We start from the raw sequence: 24,606 nt of genomic DNA on the forward strand, positions 1-24,606 counted from the left end.
TCTCGTTCGACTTGCATGTATTAGGCATGCCGCCAGCGTTCGTTCTGAGCCAGGATCAAACTCTCAAGTTTGATGTCCGATCTCCAACCAGGCGGAATAAGCCCGATCAGAAACCGCTCATTTTCAGGAGCCATTCCTGCACAATATATTCTAGTGGAATATATCGAGACATATAGGAACGGCCTAAATTTATCTGAATCCCTACGCCTGAAAGCCGTAAGAACCCAGGGCCGCCGCCCACATGTCCCTTCATCTAAATCACAATGTCAAAGAGCCGTCCAAACATCGAAGCGGACAGTGATCGTTCCCCGCTATTTCTATCGGGGGACATACTGTCCTGCTATGTTGGCGACCGTGCGTGGCGAAAACCGTTGGTCATCACCGCGTCGGTGGAGTGGCATCTAGGCCCGTCAGGCGAACCCGTCAACACCTTTCTCGCAAAAAATGGCTCAGAAGCCGAAAATCACCGCGCAACGCCCCATCTGCATGCCCTGGAGGCTGCGCCACGAGGCCGACTTGTAGAAGGAACAGAATAACTTAATTCACGCCCCTGCCCCTTTCGGTTAGCAATCCGGCCGCGATCCCATCGCCCTCGCCTCCGCAAAGACGACGACGTCATGCGCTTCCTTTCACATTGACGGGACAGCAGCGTCGAAACCGGCGCAGCCGCCTGGGGACAGTTCATGACCTTTGCACAATTTGCGCAATCTTCCGACGCCACGCCGGATATGCCGTGATGGAAAGTGGGGGGTCGCTCGTTCTGGACATCGGGTCGGAAGAATAAGGCGTGTCCGTGATACGAAGGTGCAGAAGAGCCGGTGTCGCGCGGCCGGGGCGGTATGCGCTGCGCCGGATCGCGACAATCGGCGCGCCCCTATTCCTGGCCATGCCCCTCATCACCGCCCCGGCATTCGCGCGCAACGGCAGCGACACGGCATTCGACATACCGCGTCAGAAGCTGGAAACCGCAATCCAGCAGCTCGCCTTGCAGGCCGGCCGGCAGATCGTCTTCCCCTCCGCCCTGGCCGGTTCGGCGACATCGCATCGGCTGTCGGGCGCCATGTCCTTTTCGAGCGCGCTGCGCCGGCTGCTCAAGGGCAGCGGCCTGACCTTCCGGGAGACGGACGCCCATGTCATCCTGATCGAACCGGCCTCCCCGGTCCGCGGCACAGCCGACATTGCAGCCGCCCCCCTCCCATCCCCCCTGCCCCCGGCCCGCCCGCTGATCGTCACCGCCCAGCGCCGAACCGATCCGGTCAGCTTTGCCGGCGACCTGCGGTTGCGGCCCAGCGCGGCGGGGATTGCCGCCCTGGTCGAAGCCAGTCCGGGCATCAGCAGCGAACCGGGCAATGCCGGGCAGCGCGCGCTGATCGTGCGCGGCGTCGGCATGGCGGGAGAATCCACCACTCTGGTCTATTTCGGTGATGTGCCGATCGCCGGCCCGTCGGGCACCGGCAGCGACGCCGCGCGCACGACCAGCGACCTGTCGCTGGTGGACGTGGCGCAGGTCCGCATCGCGCGCACCGCACGCAGCGCCGAACATGGCGTCGGCGCGCTCGCCGGCGAGATCGAGATCGCGCCGGAAGAACCGCATCTGGGCCAATGGGGCGGCGGCGCCAACCTGGGCCTGGGCATGCAGCAGGGCGGCGATCCCGACCTGTCGGCCTCCTCCACGCTCAATATTCCGCTGGGCGCGCGCGCCGCCCTGCGCGCGACCGCCTATGCCAGCCGCGCGGGCGGCTATGTCGACAATGTTCGCACCGGCGCGCGCAACGTCAATGACGACGACATATCGGGGCTGCGCCTGATCGCGCGGATCGTGCCGCAGCCCGATCTCGACATATCGGCGCTGCTCACCTGGCAGCATCGCCGCATCGCAGACGCCTCCTCCTGGTTCCAGTCGCTCGGCCCCTATCGCACCGATCGCTATTTCGCCGCGCCCACCACCCATGACTTCCTGATGGGGCGGCTCAAGATCGGCTATGGCGGCGGCCCGGTCCGTCTGACCAGCATCACCGCCGCCTATCGCTGGTCGCTCGACCGGCGGTATGATCGGACCAAGGCCACCTTGCTGCAGGGGCAGGATCCCGAAGCCTGCCAGCGTTATTTCGGGCTCGACAGTCCATCCTGCGATCCGGCCCAGACGCAGCAGTTCGCCGATTATGCCGCCGGCTTCGCGCCATCGCTGCTGCATATTCCGATCGTGTCGACCCGCATCCTGCAGGAACTGCGCCTGGGGCATGACAATGCCCATGGCCTCGGCTGGGTGGCGGGCGTGCTGATCGATCATCGCAGCGAGCGGCTGCGCAGCGAACTCTCCTCCTACAGCGGTGATCCCGATGTGACTGGCGAACTGTTCGGTGCCCGCCGGCTGGCGATCAGCCGCGATCAGGCGGCGCTGTTCGGGACGCTCTCCTATCGGGAGGATGATCTGCTCGTCTCGCTCGGGCTGCGCTATGATGATTATCGCGTCGCGTCGCAGAATGACGTGGTCGTGCCCAATCTGCTCAGCGGATCGATCGACTCCTGGCCGCGCACCGTCAGCCGCTCGGGCGGGCTCAGCACCCGCGTCCATATCGACCTGCCGATCGCGCCGGGCGCCAGCTGGCATACCCAGCTGACGCGCAGCATCCGGCCGGGCGGGGTCAACACCGCATCTGTGCTGCTGCCCGACCGGCGCACCTATGATGGCGACAGCCTGTGGGGTGCTGAACTCGGCTTCAACCTGCATCTCTGGCGCGACAGCGAGATGACGCTGACCGCCTATATGAACGACTGGCGCGACATGCAGTATCGGGCCCTGTCGGAAAATCGCTCGCACGCCTATCTGGTCAATGTCGGCAACGCGATGATCCTGGGCACCGAGTTCGAACTGGTCGCCCGGCCGCTGCCGGGCCTGACCGCCCGGCTGGAAGCCAGCCTGATCCGCGCCGACCTGACCCGCGTGTCCGACGCCGCGCCGCTGGTCGGCGGCGCCGACAAGGGCGACAGCATCCCCTTCGTGCCGCATCGCCGGTTGCAGGCCAGCTTGGCGCGCAGCTGGTCGGTCGGCGGCCATGGCCAACTGACGGTCGAGGGCGACTGGCAATATCAGTCCGGCTCCTGGTCCACCTTCACCCGTGACGATCCCGATTTCGTCGAGACGTCGAGCTTCTCGTTGTTCGGTGCGGGGCTGAGCTGGCGCCGGGAACGGACCAGCCTGTCGCTGCGCGCGCGCAATATTTTCAACCGCGTCGCGAATTTGCGCGCGGTGACTAACGGATATGGGGTCGGTCAAACGTTCAGTTCAGGACCGCGATCGATCCTGCTGAGCTGGGACCGGCATTGGTGATGCGGGTCGCCGGGGCGGCCCGCAAGGGGTTTGAAAGCGCGGACAAGGGGTTTCGGGGTTGAACCGTCTATCAGGATCGTCGTTGCCGCAACCGGGCGGGGCGGAAAACAGGGCGACCGACTATTCCGCCTATATCCCGGCGCTGCGCCGCTATTTTGCCCGCCGCGTCACCAGCGCCCATATCGTCGACGACCTGGTGCAGGATGTGATGCTGCGCATGCATGTGCGCCAGTCGCCCGACGGCATCGACAATCTGGAAGGCTATATCTTCCGCACCGCATCCAGCGTATTGCGCGATCAGGCGCGGCGCGATCAGGTCCGTCATGCCAAGGGGCATGATGAACTGACGGAAAAGGATCATCCTGCTGAGGAACGGACCGCCGACCGCGTCTTACAGGCAAGGGAAGAGATCGCCCAGGTCGTCCGCGCGCTGGAAGAGCTGCCGGAACGGACCCGCGACATCTTCCTGATGCGGCGCTACGAAGGGCTGGCCTATGGCGATATTGCGGAAAGGCTGGGCATTTCGGTGAGCGCGATCGAGAAACATGTCGCCAAGGCCGTCGCGCATATCGCCCGGCGCATGGCACGATAGGATAGCGGTCACTTCATGACCCAGGACGGGGACGACCCCTTCGACATCGCCGCCGCCCATTGGGCGCGGTTGCAGTCCGGCACGGCGACATCCGCCGAGCGGGCGGCGATTGCCGCCTGGTGCGACGCGGCCCCGGCGCATCGCGCGGCCATGGACGCGGTCGAGCGCGGCTGGGACGTCGCCGGCGCTGCGGAGCAGGATGATGCGATGGCGGCGATGCTCGCCCAGATGCAGGCGCGCCAGACCGAAGCTTCCGCCCCCTCGACCAGCCGCCGCCCGTGGCGCGCGGCCTTGCTGGCAGCCTCGCTGACCGCGCTGCTGGCGGTGCCGGCAACGCTCTGGTTCACCAGCCGCCCTGCCGAGCATCCCGTGCCGCCCGCCCTGTCCGGCGAACAGGTGGCACAGGCGACGGGCACGCGCCTGTTCAGCCCCGCCGGCCGCCGCCGTAATATCCAGTTGCCCGACGGATCGCGCGTGATCCTGGACGCCGACAGTGCGATCCGCTTTGCCTTCTCTGCCGACAAGCGGGCGGTCGCGCTGGAATCGGGGCGCGCCTATTTCGCCGTCCAGAAGGACAAGAGCCGCCCCTTCAGCGTGTCGGCCGGCAAGCTGACCGCCACGGCAGTCGGCACCGCCTTCGACGTGTCGCGCCTGTCGGGCCGGGAACAGGTCACCACGACCGAGGGGCTTGTCCGCGTCGTGACGGCTGCGGCAACCCACAATGGCAGCCGCGCCACCCTGCTGCCCGCCGGCATGCGGCTGACGCAGAAGGATCAGAGCGTTTCGGTCGACCCGGTCGACGTGACCCGCGAAAGCGCCTGGCGCGACGGGCGCATCGTCTTCACCGGTCGCTGCCTGTCCGATGTCGCGGCGGAAATGAACCGCTATGGCTCGGGCCGGCTGGAGGTGAAGGAGGATGCCGCGCATATCGCCATCAGCGGCGTGTTCGACATCGACAATGCCGATGGTCTGGCCGAAGCGCTGGAGCAACAGGGCCTTGTGCATGTAGCACGTAACGCCGACCGGATCGTCCTGACCCGCGGCGATCAGATCATCCCCGGCGACTGCGCCGTCCGGGGATGATCCGGAAGAACGGGGCGCCTGTCGACGCCCCGTGTCTTTCCCTTATTTCCGATCGGCCGCGCCATAGAGCAGCGCGTTGAACAGGAATTTGAACGTGCCATAGGATTGGGCGCGCTGCGCCACTTCCGGCCCCATCACCAGCAGCTTGCCCTTGCCGACATCGACATCGGCGACGGCGATCGTGCCGGCCAGCTTCTCCTGTCCCACGGCCCAGCCGCTGCGCAGCAGATCACGACCCTCGAACCAGGACACCTGGCCATAGGGGGTGGCATTCGCCGTCACGAAGGTCTGCGAGCGGTTGAAGAACATGTCCACCTGGTCGGGCAGGCCATAGGCCAACGGCTGGCGGTTATCGACGCGCGCGCGCAGGATCGATCCGGGGATGAAGAAGCTCTTGGTATCGAGCGGCTTCATCGCCCCCTCCACTTCCCGTGCCAGCGCGGGCTTGAGCGGCGTGCCTAGCAGGTCGATGAAGCGGGCCGAATTGCCGATCGCCACCACCGCGCCGCCATTGCGGGCGAAGTCCGCGACCGCCGGCACCGTCTTGGCATCGGTCAGATCGCCCAGCATCGGCACGAACTCGGCCGGCGTGTCCTTGACGTCCGGCTGCTTGCCGGCGCGGGCGGTTCCCCAGGCACCGCTCGGGGGCAGTGCGCCGTCGGCGAACAGCAACACATCATAATCCTTCGCCAGATTGGCCGCATCCAGACGCTTGGCATAGACCGGCGCGAACGGGAATTCGAACTTCTCCAGCAGGAAGCGGGTCCAGCCGGTCGGGATATTGCCGCCATAGCGATCGACCAGGCCGATGCGCAGGGGCTTGAGCGCAATGCGTTCGCCCTGCGGCGCGGCATCGAGCGCATGGGCGGTCAGGCCCAGCTCCGTTACCGCGTCACCGACGATCTTCTGCGCGCCGGCCGATGCCGGGATCCAGATCGCGCCGGCCTGCATCGCCTCGCCATCGGCGCTCACCGCCTGCTTCAGCCAGGCGGGACGCACGCCCGCCTTCAACAGGCGGTTGGTCAGGATGAAGCTGTTGTTGCTTTCATGGCCGACGATCCAGCCCGCCTTGCCCTGCCCCACGATCCGGCCGGGCGGCGGCGCCAGCAGGTCGGGCACCGGGGTGAAATGCTGGTCCAGCCCGTCGAGCAGCCGATCAAAGCCGATCCCCATCTGATAGGCCAAAGTATAGCCGGTAATGTCATAGGGCGCCTTGGGCGGGCCACCGGGGAAATCCGTGTCATGCGGATGGTCCTGCGGCTCGAACATGTCGATCACATGCGGGCGATAGGCCTGGTCGGTGCGCACGATGTAGGAGCCGGCGGCATAGCTTTTCCCGCCCGCCTGGAACGGCGCGTCGGCCCGCTCCACCTCGACGCCATTCTTGATGAGCGCATTGAGGAAGGCGATGGCCGTCGGCATGTCGCGCTGGTCGGCGGGGATGATATAGGCGCGCGGATCACGCTCGGCCGGGGCTTGCAGCATCGTCTTGTAAAGGCCGGGATCGACCTTCTTGGGGCCACGCCCTTCATCCAGCGCCTTGGCATTGGCCAGCCGGTCGACCTTGGACGGGGTGATGGTCCAGCTATCCCTGCTGCCCTTCTCGATGCTGTTGGCGCCCATCTTCCAGATGTTGAACAACAGCCGCTCGCGATTGCGCGAGGCATAGTCGATGACGGCACGGTCCAGCGTCCACTGATAGTCGAGCGAATCCTGCAAATGCCAGTCGCGCGGGCCGATCGGCATCATCTCGTCACCGCGCGGCAACTGGGTCGATGGCACCAGCGGGATCTTCGCCGGGGTCGGCCCGCCGATGATCTCGGTCAGCAGGCCGATGCTGTTGTGGAAATAGGCGACCGATCGTTCCATGCCATTGTGCCAGGTCGAATAGGGCGCCGCGCTGCGCGTGCCGGACCCGGCCTTGCCCTCGGAAATCAGGCGCGAATGCATGGCGAAGCCGACTTCGTTGAGCTGCGCCATGACGATCGGGTCATAATTGAAATTGAACGGATCGCGGAACGGCGGCACGAACACCACCATGCCCTCCGGCCCGGTCTGATGCTGGTTGTAGACGATCTGCGGATACCATTGGCGGAACAGCACCCGATTGACATTCTCGGTCTCGGGCATCGCCGCCATGAAGCTGTCGCGGTTATTATCGTGGCCGATATATTTCTGGTAGAGGCGCGGCAGTGTCGCCATCTCGCGCTTCTTGGGATCGGCCGAGCGCATATACCAGTTGGCGACCAGTTCCATGCCGTCGGGATTGTCATGCGCGAACAGGATGATGCAGTCGTCCAGCATGCGCATCGTTTCCGGGTCCGACTGGGTCAGCATCCGGTAAAGCACCTGGATCTGCCCCTGCGACGTCACCGTCTCGGTCGCGTGCATGCCCGCGTCGATCCAGACCACCGCCTTGCCCTGCGCCGCCAGCGTGCGCGCCTGCGCCTCGTCCACGCCATGGGCGCGGGCCAGCTTCTCGGCAATCGTGCGATACTCGTCCAGCTTGGCGAGGTTCGCGGGCGAGGAGACGATCGCCATCCACTGGCTGCGCCCTTCCGCGCTCTTGCCGATGTCGACCAGCTTCATCCGGTCGCTTTGGGTCGCCAGCTTCTGGAGATAGGCCTCATATTCGCTGTAATTGGCGAGATAATAGTCGGTCCCCGGCGGCTGCTTGAAGAAGCGTTCGGGCGGGGTCGGCGTGCTGGTCCGGGCCACGGCAGGCACGGCCTGCAACAGCAGTGCGCCCGACAGGAAAAGCCAATGGGGTTTCATGCAATCTCTCCAGATATCTGGTCGTAAGCGGGCAGAAAGAGGAAAGGGCGCGATGCTCGATCGCGCCCTTTGAAATAGGCCGTCAGCCCTTAGTAGAAGCGGACATTGTCGATCTGCAACCACATGCGCTTGCCGGGACCGCGCGATCCGCCGAACTCGACTTGGGTGATGCCGTCACCGGTGAAGGCCGGGCCAGTCTTGCCGCGCCGCTCGACCGGCTTGAACTGGCTGAACGGCACCTCGACCGCAGCCCAGCCGGCGCCGCCCTGCACCTGCGCTTCCCAGACGCCGTCCAGGCCGTTCAGGCGAACGGTATAGGCGCCGTCGCCCTTCAGCTCGAACCGCAGGCCCTTGTAACCGCTGATCTTCGCCGGGGTGATCGACCCGCGGCTCAGCGGAATGGCAAAGCCGGCATAAGCCGCTTCCTTCACCGCCATGCGCGCCGACAGCGACAGCGCCTTGCCGCCCTCGTCGCGCGGCACCGTCTGGGTGATCTCGACCGACCGGTCGATGCCGCCATCGGGCGTGTCGACGCGCAGCGTGTCGATCGACGAGCGGCGATCGTCGCGCTCGAAATCGTCGATCAGCGCAGGCACGCTGATCGAGGGCAGACGGTCGGTCTTGTTGGCGACGGGCAGCGCCGGGGCGCCGGCGCCATAGGCCAGCTTGCCGTCGATCAGCACCTGCGAGACCTTGTAGACATCCTTGATGTCGGTCCAGGGCGTGCCGTCGATCAGCACGATGTCGGCGCGCTTGCCGACCGCGATGGTGCCGCGATCGGCGTCGATGCGCATGATCTTCGCGCTGGTCTGGGTGCCGGCGACCAGCGCCTGGCTCGGCGTCAAGCCGGCCTGCACCAGCAATTCCATCTCGTGCAGGGTGGACGGACCATGCGGCGTGCCCGGCATGCCCGCATCGGTGCCCAGCGCGATCGGCACGCCGGCATCGAACAGCGCCTTCACATTGCCCAGCGCAAAGCCGAACTTGCGGAATGTCTGCTTCAGGCGCGGATCGTCCGCCTTCACGTCGCCGCGCTTATAGGGATCATAGACCGCCAGCGTCGGCGCCATAGCCATGCCGCTCTGCTTGATCGCGGCGACTTCCTCGGCGGTGATCGGCCGGTCCTGCAGGCCATGGGCGAGCGAGTCCACGCCCGCCCGCGCCGCGACCAGGCCGCGATCGACGGTGACAGTGTGGGTCAGCACCGGCCAGTTCTGGACGTGCGCCGCCTCGACCGTGGCCTTGAGCGTCCATTCGTCCATGCTGGTATTGTCGGGCGACACGCCATAGCGCCAGCCGTCGGAAAAGATCTTCACCAGATCGGGCTGATAGGGCACCAGGCTCTCGATCGCGGCCTTGCCGGCGCCGGGCGTGTTGACCCAGATGGTGGTCGCCTGATCGGCCCAGTCGGCGCCATGGCCGCCGGGCGTGCTGATGCGCGCGGCAAAGCGGACATGGGGAGCGTTCATCTGGCCCAGCCAGGCGCGCAGCGGCGCAAACGCCTCGGGCGCCTCGTTGAAATCATTCACCGTGGTCACGCCGGCCGCGACATAGGCATTGGCGATCTGCGGGAAGGTGCTGGGGCTGCCGCCGGCTGTCCAATGGGTATGGACGTCGAAGAATCCGGGCAGCAGCGCCTTGCCCTTGGCGTTGATGACCCTGGCGCCGCGCGGCACCTTCACATCGGCGCCAACGGCGGTGATGCGGCCATCCTGGATAAGCACGGTGCCGGGCGCGGGCGCCGCGCCAGTGCCGTCGAAAATGGTCGCGCCGACGATGGCGACCGTGCCGCCATCGGCCGGGGCCGAGACGGAGGCGGCGGAATGCAGCGCGATCGGCAGGGCGATGGCCGAGGCCAGCAGAGCAGTGACAACAGATTTACGCATGGGACTTCCCCCTCAAAGGCAATGATTATTCTTCGGTCGCCGGCACCGCCGGCATGCAGAACCAGCATTCGGCATCGCTGCCGATCGGCGCGCCCGGCGGGATCGGCGGCGGCGGCGCGATCGGCTCGGCCAGCTTGGCGCGCTCCTCGGGCGAGGCCGTCAGCATTGTGGCGAGATAGCGGTTATGCGCGGCATCGGCGGCGGCGCCGCGCTTGCCCAGACGCCCGGCCAGGCTCTCCATATGGGCCCGCACGATGGCGATCGCGGTCGACGACAATTGCTTGTCGTCGGCCAGGCTGATGAGGCGCAGGACATAGCGGGCACGAACCTGCCGCGCGATTTCCGCCTGCCGGCCGGGTGCCGCGGCGGCCATCACCCGATCGTCGATCGCGCCCAGATATTCGTCGAGCGAGAGCTGGCCGGCATCGGCGGCATGCTGCGCCACCAGCCGGTTGAGCCGCTCGGGCGCCAGCATCGCGATGAAGCTGCCGTCGGCCGCCACTTCGGCCGCGCGCGCCCAGTCGAAGGCGGCGGCGGTGCGGCCGGGCAGCAGTTCGATGTCGGTCTGGCGGTCGCTCATGCCCGACTGGATCGATGACAGCAAAGGTGACAGGCGATCGGGCAGATCGAGCGCGGCAGGATCGAGCGTCGCGAGCAGGGCGCGCAGCGCCGCCCGCTGCTGCGCGGCGTCGACCGGCAGCGCCTGCTCATGGCCGTCGCCCTTCACCGCATAGCTGTAATCCACCCCGCCAATCAGCTTCGACGCGGCCGTCACTTGGTAACGGTGGAACAGATAGATCGGCACGATCATCCGGCGCAGGTCGGCGGCGGCCGCCCCGGCCGGCAGATTGTCGAGGCCGAAGCGGTCGAGCGCGATCCGGCGCACATCCATGATATGGGTGAGCTGCGCGGCGGCATCCGTGCCGTCATCCCACATATTGCCCCAGGGCTGGGCATCGCCATCGCCGCGTGTGTCACCATCGGCGACAAAGCGATAGCCCTTGGCCTGGACCGCGCGGGTCATGGCGTCGAGCGCCCCCTTCTCGTCGGTGCCGGCCGGGAACTGGCGATAGAGCCAGTCGATCGCGAACCTGTCCCAGGCGCCGACGCCGGTGGCATAGGCGTCGGAAAAGTCGAGCGCCCCGTCGCGCACGGCGATGCGCGGCGCGGGATAGTCCATCACCGACGCCCGGTTCTCGAAGGTCGAACCGGCGAAATTGTGCGACAGGCCCAGCGCATGGCCGACCTCATGCACGGCGAGCTGGCGCAGCCGCGCCTTGACCAGCATGATCGGGTCGTCGCTGGCGCCGGTGCCCTCCTTCGCCGCGCCGGCCAGCCCCTCGAAGATCAGCTTGTCCTGCCAGGCCCGCAGCGATCCCAACTGCACCACGCCGCGCACGATTTCGCCGCTGCGCGGATCGACGATCGTGGTGCCGGTCGACCAGCCGCGCGTCTCGCGATGGACCCAGGCGATGACATTGTAGCGCGCGTCCATCGGATTGGCGCCGACCGGCAGTTCCTCGACCCGGAAGGCGTCGACGAAGCCAGCGGCGTCGAACGCCTGCGCCCACCATTGCGCGCCTTCCTTCAGCGCATCGCGGATCGCTTGCGGCGCGGCGCGGTCGACATAGAAGATGATCGGCTTCTTGACCGCCGAACGCGCGGCATTGGGATCGGTCTTTTCCAGCCGGAACCGGCGGACCAGCCGGGTGACGATCGGCTCGTCCAGCGCGGCGGCATAATTGTTGCGGATGACCTGGACCGATGTGCCGGTGCGCGGGTCATGGGCGCGGGTGTGGAAATTGGCGTCGGGCAGGCGGATGAAGCTGTGATGCACCCGCACCGTCAGCCCGCGCGCATCGGGCAACACCCGCTCGATGCTGCGTCCCGGCTCGTCGCTGGTGAAGGTCAGCGCCGCCTCGAACTCGACATTGTCCGGGAAGGCCAGGCTCTGCGCCGGATCGACATAGGACAGCGCCGGCGCAATCTTGAAATTGCCGGCCTTGGTCGCCTTCAGCCGTCCGGCGACGTCAAAGGCATCGCGCATCAGCAGGCCGGACAGGTCGAGCGTGATGCCCTTGTCATCTTCGCTGACAATATCGCCCGACCAGATCGGCGAATTGGAGAAGGAGCGCGCAACCGCCTGTTCCTCGCCGGCATCGCCGTTGAGCGCACGGAAGCGGTAATTCTCGAACTCGGCCAGCACCTTGTTGCCGACCTTGCGGAACAGCAGCACCTGCGTCTCGCCCAGCCGCGCGCGATCCAGGCCGATTTCGGCTGCGCCAAGCCCCCCGGCGATCGAGGGGGTGTAGAGATAGCGGGCGATGACGCCATTGGCGCCGGCCCTGGGCAGGACGATCTTTTGCCCGCCCGCCAGCGTGAACAGGCTGGCCGGGGCCGGACTTGCCGCCGGCGCGGGCTGGGCCAGCGCGGTGCCGGCCGGCACGCTCAGGATCATCAGGGCGACAAGCGGCAGCGCGCGCAGCGATTTCATCAATAACATGTCCCGAAAGCAAAAAATGGGCACCGGCCGAATGGCCGGTGCCCCAGGAGGCATCAGAATTTGTGGCTGACGTTCAAGTACCAATAGCGACGCAGCGGCGAATAAAGCTGGCCCTGATAGCCACTGGACGACAGCGGCGGCGCCTTGTCGAACAGGTTGCGCACACCGATGCGCATGCTGGTGCCGCTCAGCGATCCCTCGGTGAAGCGATACTGGCCATAGAGGTTCGCCGTGGTGGTCGCCTTGACCGTCCAGTAATCGCCGTCCGCATCGATCAGGCCGGTGTCATAGACCTTGCCGGTATATTGGGCGAAGGCGCCGACCGTCACATTGTTGAGCGACCAGGTGAGCGAGGCCGAACCGCGCCACTTGGGCTTGCGGTCGAGCTGCAACAGGCTGCGGCCGCCCGAGATGTTGACGGCGGCATCGATGTCGCCCGCGTCCTGCGCCGCCAGCAGTTCGGCGATGCCCGGCGAGGGTTCCTGATAATATTTCAGGAAGTGCGACGCATTGACCGCGAAGTTGAAGCTGCCGACGCTGGTTTCAGGCGTGCGATAGGTCAGGTTGAAGTCCAGACCCTTCACCGTCTGCGGCTGCAAATTGGTATATTGATCGAGGACGTAGAGAACCTCGCCCGCCGGGGTCAGGCCGGTGCCGGCAAAGGCTTCGACATCCGAAGCGGTCGCCGCGGCGCGGATCACGTTCGGATTGCTCGAACCCTGCTTGCGCAGCAGATAGTCGAGGATCAGCGCATTGCCTTCGCCGAAAATGCCGACCAGCCCGGTCTGGCGCACCCGCCACCAGTCAGTGGTGAAGGTCAGATGACCCATGCCGTCGGGCAGCGGCGGCTCCAGCACGACGCCGAAGGACAGGGTCTTTGCCCGTTCAGGATCGAGATCCGGGTTACCCGAGCGCCGGGCCGAGGTGGTCTGCGCCCGCGAACATTGCGAGAAGTCGGTAATGCGGCCGGCGCGGACATCCGCCTCGCACATGATATAGTCGGTGCGGCTGTTCGCGCGCGTCACGACCGTCGCGTTGGTCTGCTCCAGGTTCGGGGCGCGGAACGACTTGGCCCAGGAGCCACGGAAGCGGATGCCGCGCACCACTTCCCAGGCACCGGCGATCTTGGGCACGGCGACATCGCCGAAATCGCTATAATGTTCGTAGCGGCCGGCCAGCTGGAGATCCAGGCTGCGCACCAGCGGAATGTCCATTTCCGGCGAAACCAGCGGCACGGCAAATTCCGCATAGGCGCCGAACACTTCGCGATGGCCGCTGGTGTCGTTGTTGAGCGCGGAGTTGACGAAGTCGCCCGAGACCGCGCCGGTCAGCGGATCGGTGTAGGTGATGGTGCCGTCGATGCGCGGATCGCGATCGTCAAGCTGGGTCTCGCGCCGTGCCTCGATACCGGCGGCAAAGCCGACATTGCCACCCGGCAGGGTGAAGAGGTCGCTCTTGGAAATGCGGAAGTCATAGGTCGCCAGGGTCGACTTGGTATAGCGGACCAGCTCCTCGCGCATCGCGTCGATGGTCGACTGGCTGTTCACCGACGTGCCGAAGATGTTGTAGGCGTCCGGGGTCGAGAGCGACAGATATTCCTGCAGCTTGGTACGGCTGATATTGTCGCTGACGTCGCGGGCCCAGGCTTCGGAATAGCTGACCGCACTTTCCCAGTTGAAGCCGTTGAACTCGCCGCGCAGGCCGGCCAGCAAGCGATATTGCTGGTTGGTCACGGTGACGTTCATCGGACCGAAGTCATCGAACAGATAATTGTTGATGGTGAGCGGCAGGCCTTCGGTCGGGGCGTTGGTGCCGGCCAGGCGGTTGGGATTGACGGTGCCGTTGGCGAACACGGCCTGGCCCAGCGGGTTCCAGTAATTGCTTGCCGGCACATAGATCGGGATCGAGCTCAGCGTCGCGACCGGGCTCTGCTGCGCCTTGGTCTTGCTGCGATAGAAGCCGGCTTCGGCGAAGAAGGTGACATCGTCGCTGATGTCATAATGGCCGGTCATGAACAGGTTGAGGCGGTTGAGGCGCGGCATGATCGACGTGCCCTGCGCCAGCGAGTCATAACGCAGGTCGCGGTCAGCACCGGTGGTCGCCATCGTGCCGTTCTGGATGCAGCGATCATTGCCGATCGCGGCGACGCAACCAGCGCTGCTGGTGGGCTGCACATGGAACTGGCCCGATGCGTTGGTCAGGGACGTGCCGTTGATGGTCACCGCCCGATTGCCATAGGTGCGCAGGTTGGCGAAGGGCGTGGTGGTCGACCGGCCATCGAGCGAGGTCGAGCCTTCGAACGCGGTGCCTTCGAACAGGCCGCGGCGATCGGAGGACTCGGTATAATATTGCTCGGTCGAATCCAGGCCGGTGCCATGATCATAGCTGCCGAACAGGGTGATGTTGCCGCGATTTTCGGCAAAGTTGGTGCCGATCACGCCATTGGCGTTGAACTCGCGCAGGCCGGTGCCTTCCGCGCCGCCATATTGCAGCGACAGTTCCGCGCCCTGATAATCGGTCTTGAGCACGGTGTTGACCACGCCCGCCACCGCGTCCGCGCCGTAAATGGCGGCCGCGCCGTCACGCAGCACTTCCAGCCGCTCCAGCCCGTTCACCGGGATGGCATTGGTGTTGTAGCTCAGCACCGGCACCAGCTGGTCGTTCGCCTGGCTGGTCGGGTGGGCAACGACACGGCGGCCGTTCAGCAGCACCAGCGTGTTGCCGATGCCCAGGCTGCGCAGGTCGAGCGAACCGACGTCGCCGCGCGCGCCGTTGGAGCTGCCGGGCAGATATTGGCTGTTGAACTGGACGTCGCCAAATTGCGGGATCGAACGGAACAGTTCGTCGCCCGATACGGCGGCCGCGCTCTTGATCTCGTCGGTCGATACCACCGTGACCGGCAGCGCCTCATTGATCTTGGCGCCCTTGATCTGCGAGCCGACGACGACGATGCCGTCCGCTGCATCCGCCGCCGGGGCGGCGTCCTGCGCCAATGCGCTGCCTGCGGCCATGGCCCATCCCATGGCGATCAGGCTCGCCGCGCAGGCTCCCTTGTTCCGATACACACCCATATGTCTTCCCCTGGCTCCCGCCATCCGATCCCTTCGGATGGGCTCTGATCTTTTGAGGTTGTCCCCTCGTCCGGCTGCGTGGCCGGAAACCCTCTCATTGTCGGAGACGCAGGCCCGAAAATTTCCCCCATCAAAAATTTCACTTTTGTGATGGTGGTATCCATCACCCTGATCGATAAGCCGTTTCACCAGTGGGGGATGGTGCGGACCGCCCCGCTTCATGCAGCCAGGGGATCCATCCATGTCACGCTTCGCCCGCTCCTTCCTCGCCCTCCTCGCGCTCGGCGCATCGGCGCCCGCCCTCGCCGGGCCGCTGGCCGATGGCGACAAGATGGCAATCATGGCGGATGTCGATCGCGGCGCGGACACGCTGGCCAAGAACGCGCTGCAGATCTGGAACTATGCCGAAATCGGCTTTCAGGAGACCAAGAGTTCTGCCCTGTTGCAGCAGCAGTTGAAGGCCGCAGGCTTCACGGTCGAGGCCGGGATCGCCGGCATGCCGACCGCCTTCGTCGCGCGCTTCAGGACCGGCGACGGTCCGGTCATCGGCCTGCTCGCCGAATATGACGCCCTACCCGGCCTGCCCCAGGCGGCCGAGCCGGTGCGCAAGCCGATCGAGGGCATTGCCGGCCATGGCTGCGGCCATAATCTGTTCGGCGCCGCCTCGGTCGCGGCCGCCATCGCCACCAAGGACTGGATGGTCGCGCACAAGATCAAGGGCGAACTGCGCCTCTATGGCACGCCGGCGGAGGAAGGCGGATCGGGCAAGGTGTTCATCGTCCGCGCCGGCCTCACCAAGGACGTGTCGGCGATGATCCACTGGCATGCCGCCGACAGCAACAGCGCGTCGCAGAATACCGCGCTCGCCAATATCAGCGGCAAGTTCCGCTTCCACGGCACCGCCGCCCATGCCGCCGCCGCGCCCGAACGTGGCCGCTCCGCGCTCGACGGGGTCGAGGCGATGGATGCGATGGTCAACATGATGCGCGAACATGTGCCGCAGGAAACCCGCATCCATTATGTCATCACCGATGGCGGCAAGGCGCCGAACGTCGTGCCCGACACGGCCGAGGTCTATTATTATGTCCGCCACCCCAATCAGCAGGTGGTCGCCGACATCATGGACCGGGTGAAGAAGGCGGCCGAGGGCGCGGCCATGGGCACGGGCACCACGGTCGAGTTCAACCAGGTCGGCGGCACCTTCGACCTGCTGCCCAACGACACGCTCGGCCATGTCATGTATGACAATCTGAAACAGGTGACCCTGCCCAGCTATAGTGCGCAGGAACAGGCCTTCATCACCCAGATCCAGTCGAGCTTCCCCAAGGGCACGCGCATGGGCGACGGCAGCGTCGAGGCTTATAGCAGCGGCGGCCTGACGCCGGCCTCCACCGATGTCGGCGATGTCAGCTACACGACGCCGACGGTCGGCATGGTCGCGGCCACCTGGGCGCCGGGCACCCCGCCGCACAGCTGGCAGGCCGTCGCCGCGAGCGGCACCAGCGTCGGCACCAAGGGCGCGGTCGTCGCTGCCAAGGCGATGGCACTGACCGCCGCGCAACTGTTCCAGAGCCCGGACACGCTGGCGGAGGCCAAGGCCGAACTGGATCGCCGTCGCGGCAAGGATTTCGTCTATCGCTCGCTGCTGGGCGACAAGGGACCGGCGCTGGAATATCGAAACGGGAAGTGACGGTCCCGAAGCAGGACGATTACTCGCCCGCCTCCTTATAGGCGGGCAGACCCAGCCCCCGGCGGATCGCGAGCGCGCGCAGGCCAAATCCCAGCAGCGCCGCGATCACGCCAGCGACCGGCACATCCAGTCCGGCCAGCCGCAACAGTACGAACAGGCCGGAGGCGAACGCCGCGGCCGTGACATAGAGTTCCGGGCGCAGCAGGATCGACGGCTCGCCGGCCAGCGTGTCGCGCATGATGCCGCCGACGCAGCCGGTGACCACGCCCATCATCCCCGCGACAAAGGGCGGCACGCCAAAGCTCATTGCCTTGGCCGCGCCAAAGACCGCGAAAGCGGCCAGCCCGATCGCATCGAGCCAGTCGAGCGCATGATCGCTCCACCAGCGGCGCGGCGTGATCCAGACGGTAATGGCAGCGGCCATACACACGATCGACGGCGCCGGATCATGGATCCAGAAGACCGGCGCATCGATCAGCAGGTCGCGCACCGTGCCGCCGCCCACCCCCGTAAGCAGGGCGAAGAAGGCAAAGGTCACCAATGTCTGGCGCAGGCGTGCGGCAGCCAATGCCCCGGAAGCCCCGAAGACGAAGGTGCCGATCAGGCTCAACGCCTCCAGCACGGGTCCGATATGCGTGGCGATCGTCGGGGTCGGCGGCAGCATGGCTTTCCATAGCCGCTATCGGGCGCCAGCGGAAGCGGGCGCCCGAAGGTCGATCATTTCCGGCCCTTCTCGGCCGACAAACGGGTCATCAATATGGCCGCCCGCTTGGCCTGGCGCGGCATGCTGGACAGGTCCGCCTTTTCCGCCGGGCTATGGTCACCCGTCGAGGCGAGGCCAAGACCCACCAGCCCGTCGACATCCTGCGCGACGAAGCTGATATCGCCGGCGCCGCGCTTGAGCGGATCAAGCTCGGGCATTTCGGGCAGGCCCAGATCCTTGTTGATGCCATTCAATTTGCCGAGCAGCGCGCGATTGCCCGCCGTTGGCGCCATGGAGGGATAGCCCAGGTCAAAGGCGATGCTGGCGCCGGTGCCGGGCAGATGGCCGCTATCGACGATCGCCTGCATCTTGGCCCGCACCCGCTCGGTCTGGTCCTGGCTGAGGGTGCGGAAATCGCCCTTGGCGACCGCCACCGGGGGGATGATATTGGTCTTGCCGGTGACAGCGATGCGCACGCCATCCTTGTCGACATCGGCGCTCTGGCCGCCACCGATCAGACCGACATTGAAGGTCAGGTTGGGTTCCGGCAATTCCTTGCGGAAAGCGGTGATGATCCGCGCCATTTCATAGACGGCGCCGTCGCCGGCGGCCGCAGAGAAGATACCCGAGCTGTGCGCCGACTTGCCGCTGGTGGTCAGCGTCCAGCTGTTGGAGGAGCGGCGCGCGATCGAGCCCATATCCTTGCCGTCCTCGCGGCTCAGCCCCTCAAAATCGAGCGCGACGTCGGCGCGCTTGCCGGCCGCGATCAGATCAGCGCGCGAGATCGAGACCGGATCGCCCGAATCCTCCTCGTCACCGGTCAGCACCACTTCGATATTGGCGTTCTTCAGCGTGCCCGCCGCCTGCATCGCCTTCAGGGCGAGCAGCATCGTCACCACCCCGCCCTTGTCGTCGCCGACACCCGGTCCGGCGGCCCAGTCGCCCTCGCGCTTGAAGGTCTGGAACGGCGAGTCCGGCTCGAACACCGTGTCGAGATGGCCGATCAGCAGCATCTTCGTCGTGCCCGCCTTGCCCTTGTGGACCGCGATGAAATGGCCCGCGCGCTTGACCTGATCCATCGGTTTCCAGCTAACGGTGAAGCCCAGCGCCTCGAACTCGGGCCGCAGCATGTCGGCCACCGCCTTGACGCCGGCGACATTCATCGACCCGCTATTCTGGTTCACGATCTTTTCGAGGAGGGCGATCGCGGGTTCATGACCGGCATCGACGCTGGCGCCGATCTTCTGTTCGGCCGGGCTCAGCGCCGCCTGTGCCGTGGTCGCCAGCAGCATCGCGCCGCACAGCGCCGCCTTCACAATAGTCTGTCGCATGGGTTCGTAACTTCACCGAAACAAGGGAAAAATGGGCCGCTCCGGGGCAGCCGTAGAATAGAACGGGTTGCGCGCGCAGACACGCCACCCGTCGGATGCTTATTTCGCCAGTTCGGCTTCGATCGCGGCAACCAGCGCCGGATCGTCGGGCGCGGTCGTCGGCGCGAAACGGGCCGCGACGCTGCCATCCTTGGCGATCACGAACTTCTCGAAATTCCACAGGATTTCCGGCACCGGATTGGGCGTCATGCCATAGCCCTTGAGGCGCTCGCGGAAGCTGTCGCCATCGCCCTGCGCTTCGGGCAGTGCGCTCGTCAGCGCGGCGTAGAGCGGATGCTTGTCCGGCCCGCTAACCACGATCTTCTCAAACATCGGGAAATCGACACCGAAATTGGTGGTGCAGAAGGTGGCGATCTCGTCATTGCTGCCCGGTTCCTGGGCGCCGAAATCATTGGCGGGGAAGCCCGCGACCACCAGCCCCTTGTCCCGATAATCGGCATAGAGCTTTTCCAGCCCCTCATATTGCGGCGTCAGCCCGCATTTGGAGGCGACATTGACCGCGAGCACCACCTTGCCGGCATAATCGGCCAGGGTCGCGTCGGCCCCCTTGATGGTCTTGAGCGGTATCTGCTGGATTGCGGTCATGCATCGTCTCCCTTGGATATCAGGCGGCGGACCTTGCCATCATATGGCGGCGCCGAAAAGATGGCCCGCCGCAGCAGTCACAGCCATCGCCAGCGCGCCCCAGAAGAAGGTACGCAGCATCGACCGCCCCGGCCGCGCCCCACCCAGCCGCGCCCCGAGATAGCCCAGCAGCAACAGGCAGAGCAGCGACACCGGCACGACGCTGATCCCGGCCAGCGACGGCGCGATGGCTGCGGCGACTACCGGAGGCGCGGCGCCACAGGCGAAGCTTGCCGCCGAGGCCAGCCCTGCCTGTACCGGCCGCGGCGTGCTGAGGTCGGAAATGCCCAGTTCGTCGCGGGCATGGGCGCCCAGCGGATCGGTCGCCATCAACTGGGTAGCCACCTGCCCAGCCAAATCCCGGTCCAGCCCGCGCTCGACATAAATGTCGCGCAACTCCTCCCATTCCGCATGGGGCTGCGTCGCCAAAGCCTTCTTTTCCTTGGCAAGATCGGCACGCTCGGTATCCGACTGGGCGCTCACCGACACATATTCGCCCGCCGCCATCGACATCGCGCCGGCCACCAAGGCGGCGATGCCCGACAATAATATGGACTCGCCCGTCGCGCCCGATGCGGCGATCCCGGTCATCAGGCTGGCGGTCGATACAATCCCATCATTGGCGCCCAGCACGGCCGCGCGCAGCCAGCCGACCCGGTTGACATAATGGACGGCATGATGCGGCCGTGGCGGCTCGACGCGCGGCGTGGTCATATGATGGAGCCCCCTGTCAGATCATCCAGCCCGTTGGCTATCAGATGCAGAGGGCAGCGCAAGGGGTTCAGCCCAAGCCCTCGGCCTTCTCAGCCAGTTCCAGCCAACGTTCCTCGGCCGCGTCCTTTTCGCCCCGCGCCCTCTCGATCGCAGCCGTCAGCGCCGCGAATTTCTTCGGGTCGCGGGTATAAAGCGCAGGATCAGCCAGCGCCTCCTCGTCGCGGGCGATCGCCGCTTCCAGTTCCTCGATCTTCTTGGGCAGCAGATCGAGGTCGCGCTGGTCCTTGTAGGTCAGCTTGGTCGAGGCCGGCTTGGGCGGCGGCGGTGCCGCAGCCTCCTTCTTCTCCGCCTTGGGCGCACGGCGCGGATCGCGCTTGGCGATCCAGTCGGCATAGCCGCCGACGATCACGTCGACCTTGCCCGATCCGTCGAGGCCGAGCGTCACGGTGACGGTGCGATCGAGGAAATCGCGGTCATGGCTGACGATCAGCACCGTGCCATCATAGTCCGCGATGACTTCCTGCAGCAGGTCGAGCGTTTCGAGGTCAAGGTCGTTGGTCGGTTCGTCCAGCACCAGCAGGTTGGATTCGCGGGCAAATTCGCGCGCGAACAGCAGGCGCGAACGCTCGCCACCCGACAGGGTGCCGACCTTCGCCTCGGCCAACGAGGGATCGAACAGGAAGTCCTTGAGATAGCCATGGACATGTTTGCGGACGCCGCGCACGTCGATCCAGTCGCCGCCCTCGGCCAGCACATCGCGCACGCTCTTGTCGCCCTGCATCAGGCTGCGCTGCTGATCGATGAAGATCATGTCCAGCGTCTTGGCCAGCGTCACCGCGCCGCTGTCGGGCGCCAGTTCGCCGGTCAGCAGCTTGAGCAAAGTCGACTTGCCCGCACCATTGCCGCCGACGATGCCGATCCGGTCGCCGCGCTGCACGCGCAGCGAGAAGTCGTTGATGATGGTGCGGTCACCAAATGTCTTGGTGACATGCTCGGCCTTGATGACGCTCTTGGTCTTGCTGTCGTCGCTCGCCACCGCGATCTTGGCAGTGCCCTGCGGCCCCTGCATCGCGGCGCGTTGGGCGCGCATCTCCCATAGCTTGGCCAGGCGGCCCTGGTTGCGCTTGCGCCGGGCGGTCACGCCGCGCTCCAGCCAGTGCGCCTCGATCTTGAGCTTGGCGTCCAGCTTCTCGGCGGCGCGCGCCTCTTCGGCATAGACCGCTTCCATCCAGTCCTCGAAACCGCCGAAGCCGATCTCGTTGCGGCGCATCTGGCCACGGTCGAGCCACAAGGTCTGGCGGGTCAGGCGGGTCAGGAAGGCACGGTCATGGCTGATGACAATGAAGGCGCCGGTATAGCGGGCGAGCCAGCTTTCCAGCCAGTCGATCGCCGCGATATCCAGATGGTTGGTCGGCTCGTCCAGCAGCAGCAGGTCCGGTTCGCTCGCCAGCGCGCGGGCGATAGCGGCGCGGCGGCGCTCACCGCCGCTCGCGGTCGCGGCCTCGCGCGACAGGTCGATGCCCAGCTGGTCGGCGATCGCCTCCACCTCATGGGCGGGCGGCGCGAATGCGCCGGCCAGCGCGAAATCATGCAGCGTCTTGAAGGCGCTGACGTCGGGATCCTGTTCCAGCGTCACCACCCGCGCGCCCGGCTGCACCGAACGAATGCCCTCATCCGCCTCGATCTGGCCGCCGATCAGCTTGAGCAAGGTGGTCTTGCCCGCGCCGTTGCGCCCGATCAACGCCAGCCGGTCGCGCTGGCCGACATGTATGTCGATATGCCGGAACAGCCAGTGACTGCCCTGCGAGAGGCCGAGATTTTCGAAGGAGAGAATGGGTGCTGCCATGGCGGTGCAGCTAGGGCCTATCGGGCGTCGGGGCAAGAGTGGAACCGGAAAGCTGTCGGACGGCTTTCAACGCAGGACAGCGTCCATTCATCGCACCCAGGCCAAAAACGGGTGCAGGACTTACAGAGGAGACCATGTCCATGAAATCCGCTCTCGCCCTGATGGCGCTTGGCGCCGCCGCACTGCCTGTCGCGGCTGTTGCCCAGACCAGCGTCACCATCGCCGAGACCGCGCCGGTGGTGACGTTGAACGTCACCGAAAGCGTCGAGGCCGCACCCGATGTCGCGACCATCGGCACCGGCGTCCAGACCAAGGCCCCGACCGCGGCCCAGGCGATGAAGGACAATGCCGCCAAGATGGACGGGCTGATCGCGGCGCTAGCCAGGGCCGGCATCGCCAAGACCGACATCCAGACCAGCGGCATCAACCTCAACGCCCAATATGATTACAGCAATCGCGATGGCCAGCCGTCCGGTCCGCGTTTCCTGGGCTATGAGGCGTCGAACCAGCTCAGCGTCAAGGTACGCGACGTGAAGAAGGTCGGCGCGCTGCTCGATACGCTGGTGCAGGCCGGCGCGACCAACATCAACGGGCCCAGCTTCTCGATCGAGGATCCGAGCCCGCTTCAGGCCCAGGCCCGCGCCACCGCGCTCAAGACCGCCAAGGCCCAGGCCGATTTCTATGCCCAGGCGGCAGGCTATCGCTCGGCCCGGCTGGTCTCGATCTCGGAAAGCAGCAGCGGCGGCAATGCGCCGATGCCGCTGATGGCGGCCCGGTTCAAGGCCGACGCCGCACCGACCCCGGTGGAACCGGGCCAGGTCAGCGCATCGATCAGCCTGACGGTCCAGTACGCGCTGGAACGCTAAACCGTCATTCCTCGACGCGCCAGTGCGGCACCGCAAGGTCCGCGCTGGCGCCTTTGACCAGCCGCGCGTCGATGCCACGATCGGCAAAGGGCCTGAGCAGCCCCTCATGCCCCTCACCCTTGATCGACAGGTCGATCGGCAGGCCGGTGCGCTGCACTGCCCACAGGACGAGCGCCAGCCGATCCTTGTCCGCCACGGCCCCTTCATCATCCAGCGCCAGTGACGGCAGGGGCAGGGTCGGCGGCGTAATCTCGATCGCCCAGCCCGGCGTTGCCGCCGCCGCCCGCCGCTCCAGCGCCCAATAGGCGCCAAGGCCCGCATCCGGCAAAGCCCGCGCCCGCACTACCGCCCGCTTGCGCGCGGTATCGACCGTCACCGCATCGGGATTGACACCGGCGACCAGTGCCAGCCGGTCGGTCAGGCGATCGACCTGGCCCTGCACCTCACGCCGGGCGGTCTGGGCGGCGAGCAACTGGGCATTGTCGGCCTCCGTCCCCTCACCCACCCGGATCTGTTCGATATCCAGCGACACCGGCTTGCCCAGCATGTCGCCCAGGATATGGCCTGCCCGCGCAGACGCATCGCGCTCATAATGGCTGGTGAGGACGCTGGCGGTCACGGCAAGCGGCCTGGCGGCGAAATCCAGGTCGAGCTGCGCGATCCGGGCGCCATCGGGAAATTCGCGCCGGATGACATCGCGCGCATCGCGGGCGGCCCGCGCTTCCCAGGCGATCTGGCCGAGCGACAGGCCGAGCGGCACTGCCAGTGCGACGAAGATTGCGCCTATGAAAACCATCTGCAGCCAGCTCTGGCTGGGCGACAGGCGCCGGCCAAAGCCATAGAGCCGCGCCATGATCGCCGCGGCCAGGGCGATCGTCACGAAATTGGTGAAGAAGAGGAGGAACGCACCGCCCGCGACTGTTGCGTTAAGCGTCGCCAGGCCAAAGCCGACAGTTGCCAGCGGCGGCATCAGCGCGGTGGCGATCGCGACACCGACGATCGTCCCCGCCTTGCCGCGAATCATCGCATAGGCGCCCGCCAGCGCGGAAAAGAGCGCGACCATCAGGTCGAACAGATTGGGCCGGGTGCGCGCGGCGATTTCACTGGTCACCGTCTGCAACGGCGACAGCAGGACGATGAAGGCGGTGAACGTGATCGCCACCAGCGCCCCGCCCGCCAGCGCGATGATCGTCCGGCGGATTTCGCGCGCATCGGTCATGGCAAGGCCAAAGCCCAGCCCGACGATCGGCCCCATGAGCGGCGAGATCAGCATCGCACCGATCACCACGGCCGGCGAGGAGAGCAGCAGGCCGAGCACCGCAATGCCCGCCGACATCAGGATCATGAAGGCGTAGGACGGGCTCCAGCCATCATCGGCCCGGACCCTTTCGAGCACCGCCTGATGATCGATCCCGCGGATCACATGGCTGCGCCACCAGCGCGGCACGGAGCGCCACAAGAGCGCATCGGCTACGGGCCTGTCATCTTCCATCTGCATGGCTGGCAAGCTTAATTCGCCCGACCGCTCCTT

15 protein-coding genes and 1 rRNA gene (1 of these 16 only partly in view) are annotated in these 24,606 nt (G+C 66.1%); 5 read left to right on the forward strand and 11 right to left on the reverse strand.

What is annotated here, in order from left to right:
• Positions 1–71 (reverse strand): 16S ribosomal RNA (locus tag U0025_RS11485) (it extends 1,416 nt beyond the left edge of the window).
• Positions 72–886: 815 nt separating this feature from the next.
• On the opposite strand from U0025_RS11485, the gene U0025_RS11490 reads away from it, so the two are divergent.
• The 3 genes from U0025_RS11490 (at position 887) to U0025_RS11500 (ending at position 5,006) form a co-directional block, all read left to right on the forward strand.
• Positions 887–3,331: a TonB-dependent receptor domain-containing protein gene (locus U0025_RS11490; protein ID WP_004207525.1), complete on the forward strand. Its 2,445-nt coding sequence runs from the start codon at positions 887–889 to the stop codon at positions 3,329–3,331.
• Positions 3,332–3,413: 82 nt separating this feature from the next.
• Complete coding sequence (locus U0025_RS11495; protein WP_004207526.1) at positions 3,414–3,923, forward strand: RNA polymerase sigma factor; 510 nt, start codon at positions 3,414–3,416, stop codon at positions 3,921–3,923.
• A 15-nt stretch (positions 3,924–3,938) separates the two neighbouring features.
• Positions 3,939–5,006, forward strand: a complete 1,068-nt coding sequence (locus U0025_RS11500) for a FecR family protein (protein ID WP_004207527.1) — start codon at positions 3,939–3,941, stop codon at positions 5,004–5,006.
• Positions 5,007–5,048: 42 nt separating this feature from the next.
• Here U0025_RS11500 and U0025_RS11505 read toward each other — a convergent pair whose 3' ends face one another.
• From U0025_RS11505 to U0025_RS11520, 4 genes are all read right to left on the reverse strand, one after another.
• Positions 5,049–7,781 carry a M14 family metallopeptidase gene (locus U0025_RS11505; protein ID WP_004207528.1) on the reverse strand — a complete coding sequence of 911 codons (2,733 nt, stop codon included), beginning with the start codon at positions 7,779–7,781 and terminating at the stop codon, positions 5,049–5,051.
• An 89-nt stretch (positions 7,782–7,870) separates the two neighbouring features.
• Complete coding sequence (locus U0025_RS11510; protein ID WP_004207529.1) at positions 7,871–9,667, reverse strand: CIA30 family protein; 1,797 nt, start codon at positions 9,665–9,667, stop codon at positions 7,871–7,873.
• Between the two features lie 25 nt (positions 9,668–9,692).
• Positions 9,693–12,161: a zinc-dependent metalloprotease gene (locus U0025_RS11515; protein WP_004207530.1), complete on the reverse strand. Its 2,469-nt coding sequence runs from the start codon at positions 12,159–12,161 to the stop codon at positions 9,693–9,695.
• Between the two features lie 62 nt (positions 12,162–12,223).
• A complete protein-coding gene (locus U0025_RS11520; RefSeq protein WP_004207531.1) occupies positions 12,224–15,241 on the reverse strand; it encodes a TonB-dependent receptor domain-containing protein in 3,018 nt (1,005 codons plus the stop codon).
• A gap of 241 nt (positions 15,242–15,482) precedes the next feature.
• Here U0025_RS11520 and U0025_RS11525 point away from each other — a divergent pair, with 241 nt between their 5' ends.
• Positions 15,483–16,931, forward strand: coding sequence for an amidohydrolase (locus U0025_RS11525; protein ID WP_004207532.1), 1,449 nt, complete (start codon positions 15,483–15,485; stop codon positions 16,929–16,931).
• Positions 16,932–16,950: 19 nt separating this feature from the next.
• On the opposite strand, the gene U0025_RS11530 is transcribed toward U0025_RS11525, so the two are convergent.
• The 5 genes from U0025_RS11530 to U0025_RS11550 all read right to left on the reverse strand — a co-directional run bounded on the left by U0025_RS11530 (position 16,951) and on the right by U0025_RS11550 (position 22,209).
• The gene (locus U0025_RS11530) at positions 16,951–17,595 is read right to left on the reverse strand and encodes a trimeric intracellular cation channel family protein (RefSeq protein ID WP_004207533.1); all 645 of its coding nucleotides are present in this window, start codon (positions 17,593–17,595) and stop codon (positions 16,951–16,953) included.
• Positions 17,596–17,648: 53 nt separating this feature from the next.
• Positions 17,649–18,965 (reverse strand): M20/M25/M40 family metallo-hydrolase, encoded by a 1,317-nt coding sequence (locus U0025_RS11535; RefSeq protein WP_004207534.1) that lies wholly within the window; start codon positions 18,963–18,965, stop codon positions 17,649–17,651.
• Between the two features lie 99 nt (positions 18,966–19,064).
• On the reverse strand, positions 19,065–19,610 hold the full coding sequence (locus tag U0025_RS11540) for a glutathione peroxidase (RefSeq protein ID WP_004207535.1): 546 nt from the start codon (positions 19,608–19,610) through the stop codon (positions 19,065–19,067).
• A gap of 39 nt (positions 19,611–19,649) precedes the next feature.
• Entirely contained in the window at positions 19,650–20,363 is a 714-nt protein-coding gene (locus U0025_RS11545; protein WP_004207536.1) for a VIT1/CCC1 transporter family protein, read from the reverse strand.
• A gap of 67 nt (positions 20,364–20,430) precedes the next feature.
• Positions 20,431–22,209 (reverse strand): ABC-F family ATP-binding cassette domain-containing protein, encoded by a 1,779-nt coding sequence (locus tag U0025_RS11550; RefSeq protein WP_004207537.1) that lies wholly within the window; start codon positions 22,207–22,209, stop codon positions 20,431–20,433.
• Positions 22,210–22,349: 140 nt separating this feature from the next.
• On the opposite strand from U0025_RS11550, the gene U0025_RS11555 reads away from it, so the two are divergent.
• Positions 22,350–23,075 (forward strand): SIMPL domain-containing protein, encoded by a 726-nt coding sequence (locus tag U0025_RS11555; protein ID WP_004207538.1) that lies wholly within the window; start codon positions 22,350–22,352, stop codon positions 23,073–23,075.
• Between the two features lie 4 nt (positions 23,076–23,079).
• On the opposite strand, the gene U0025_RS11560 is transcribed toward U0025_RS11555, so the two are convergent.
• Positions 23,080–24,573, reverse strand: a complete 1,494-nt coding sequence (locus tag U0025_RS11560; RefSeq protein ID WP_004207539.1) for a DUF389 domain-containing protein — start codon at positions 24,571–24,573, stop codon at positions 23,080–23,082.
• Positions 24,574–24,606: the final 33 nt, after the last annotated feature.

It is taken from the genome of Sphingobium yanoikuyae, from assembly GCF_034424525.1.
GTDB classification, from domain to species: Bacteria; Pseudomonadota; Alphaproteobacteria; order Sphingomonadales; family Sphingomonadaceae; genus Sphingobium; species Sphingobium yanoikuyae.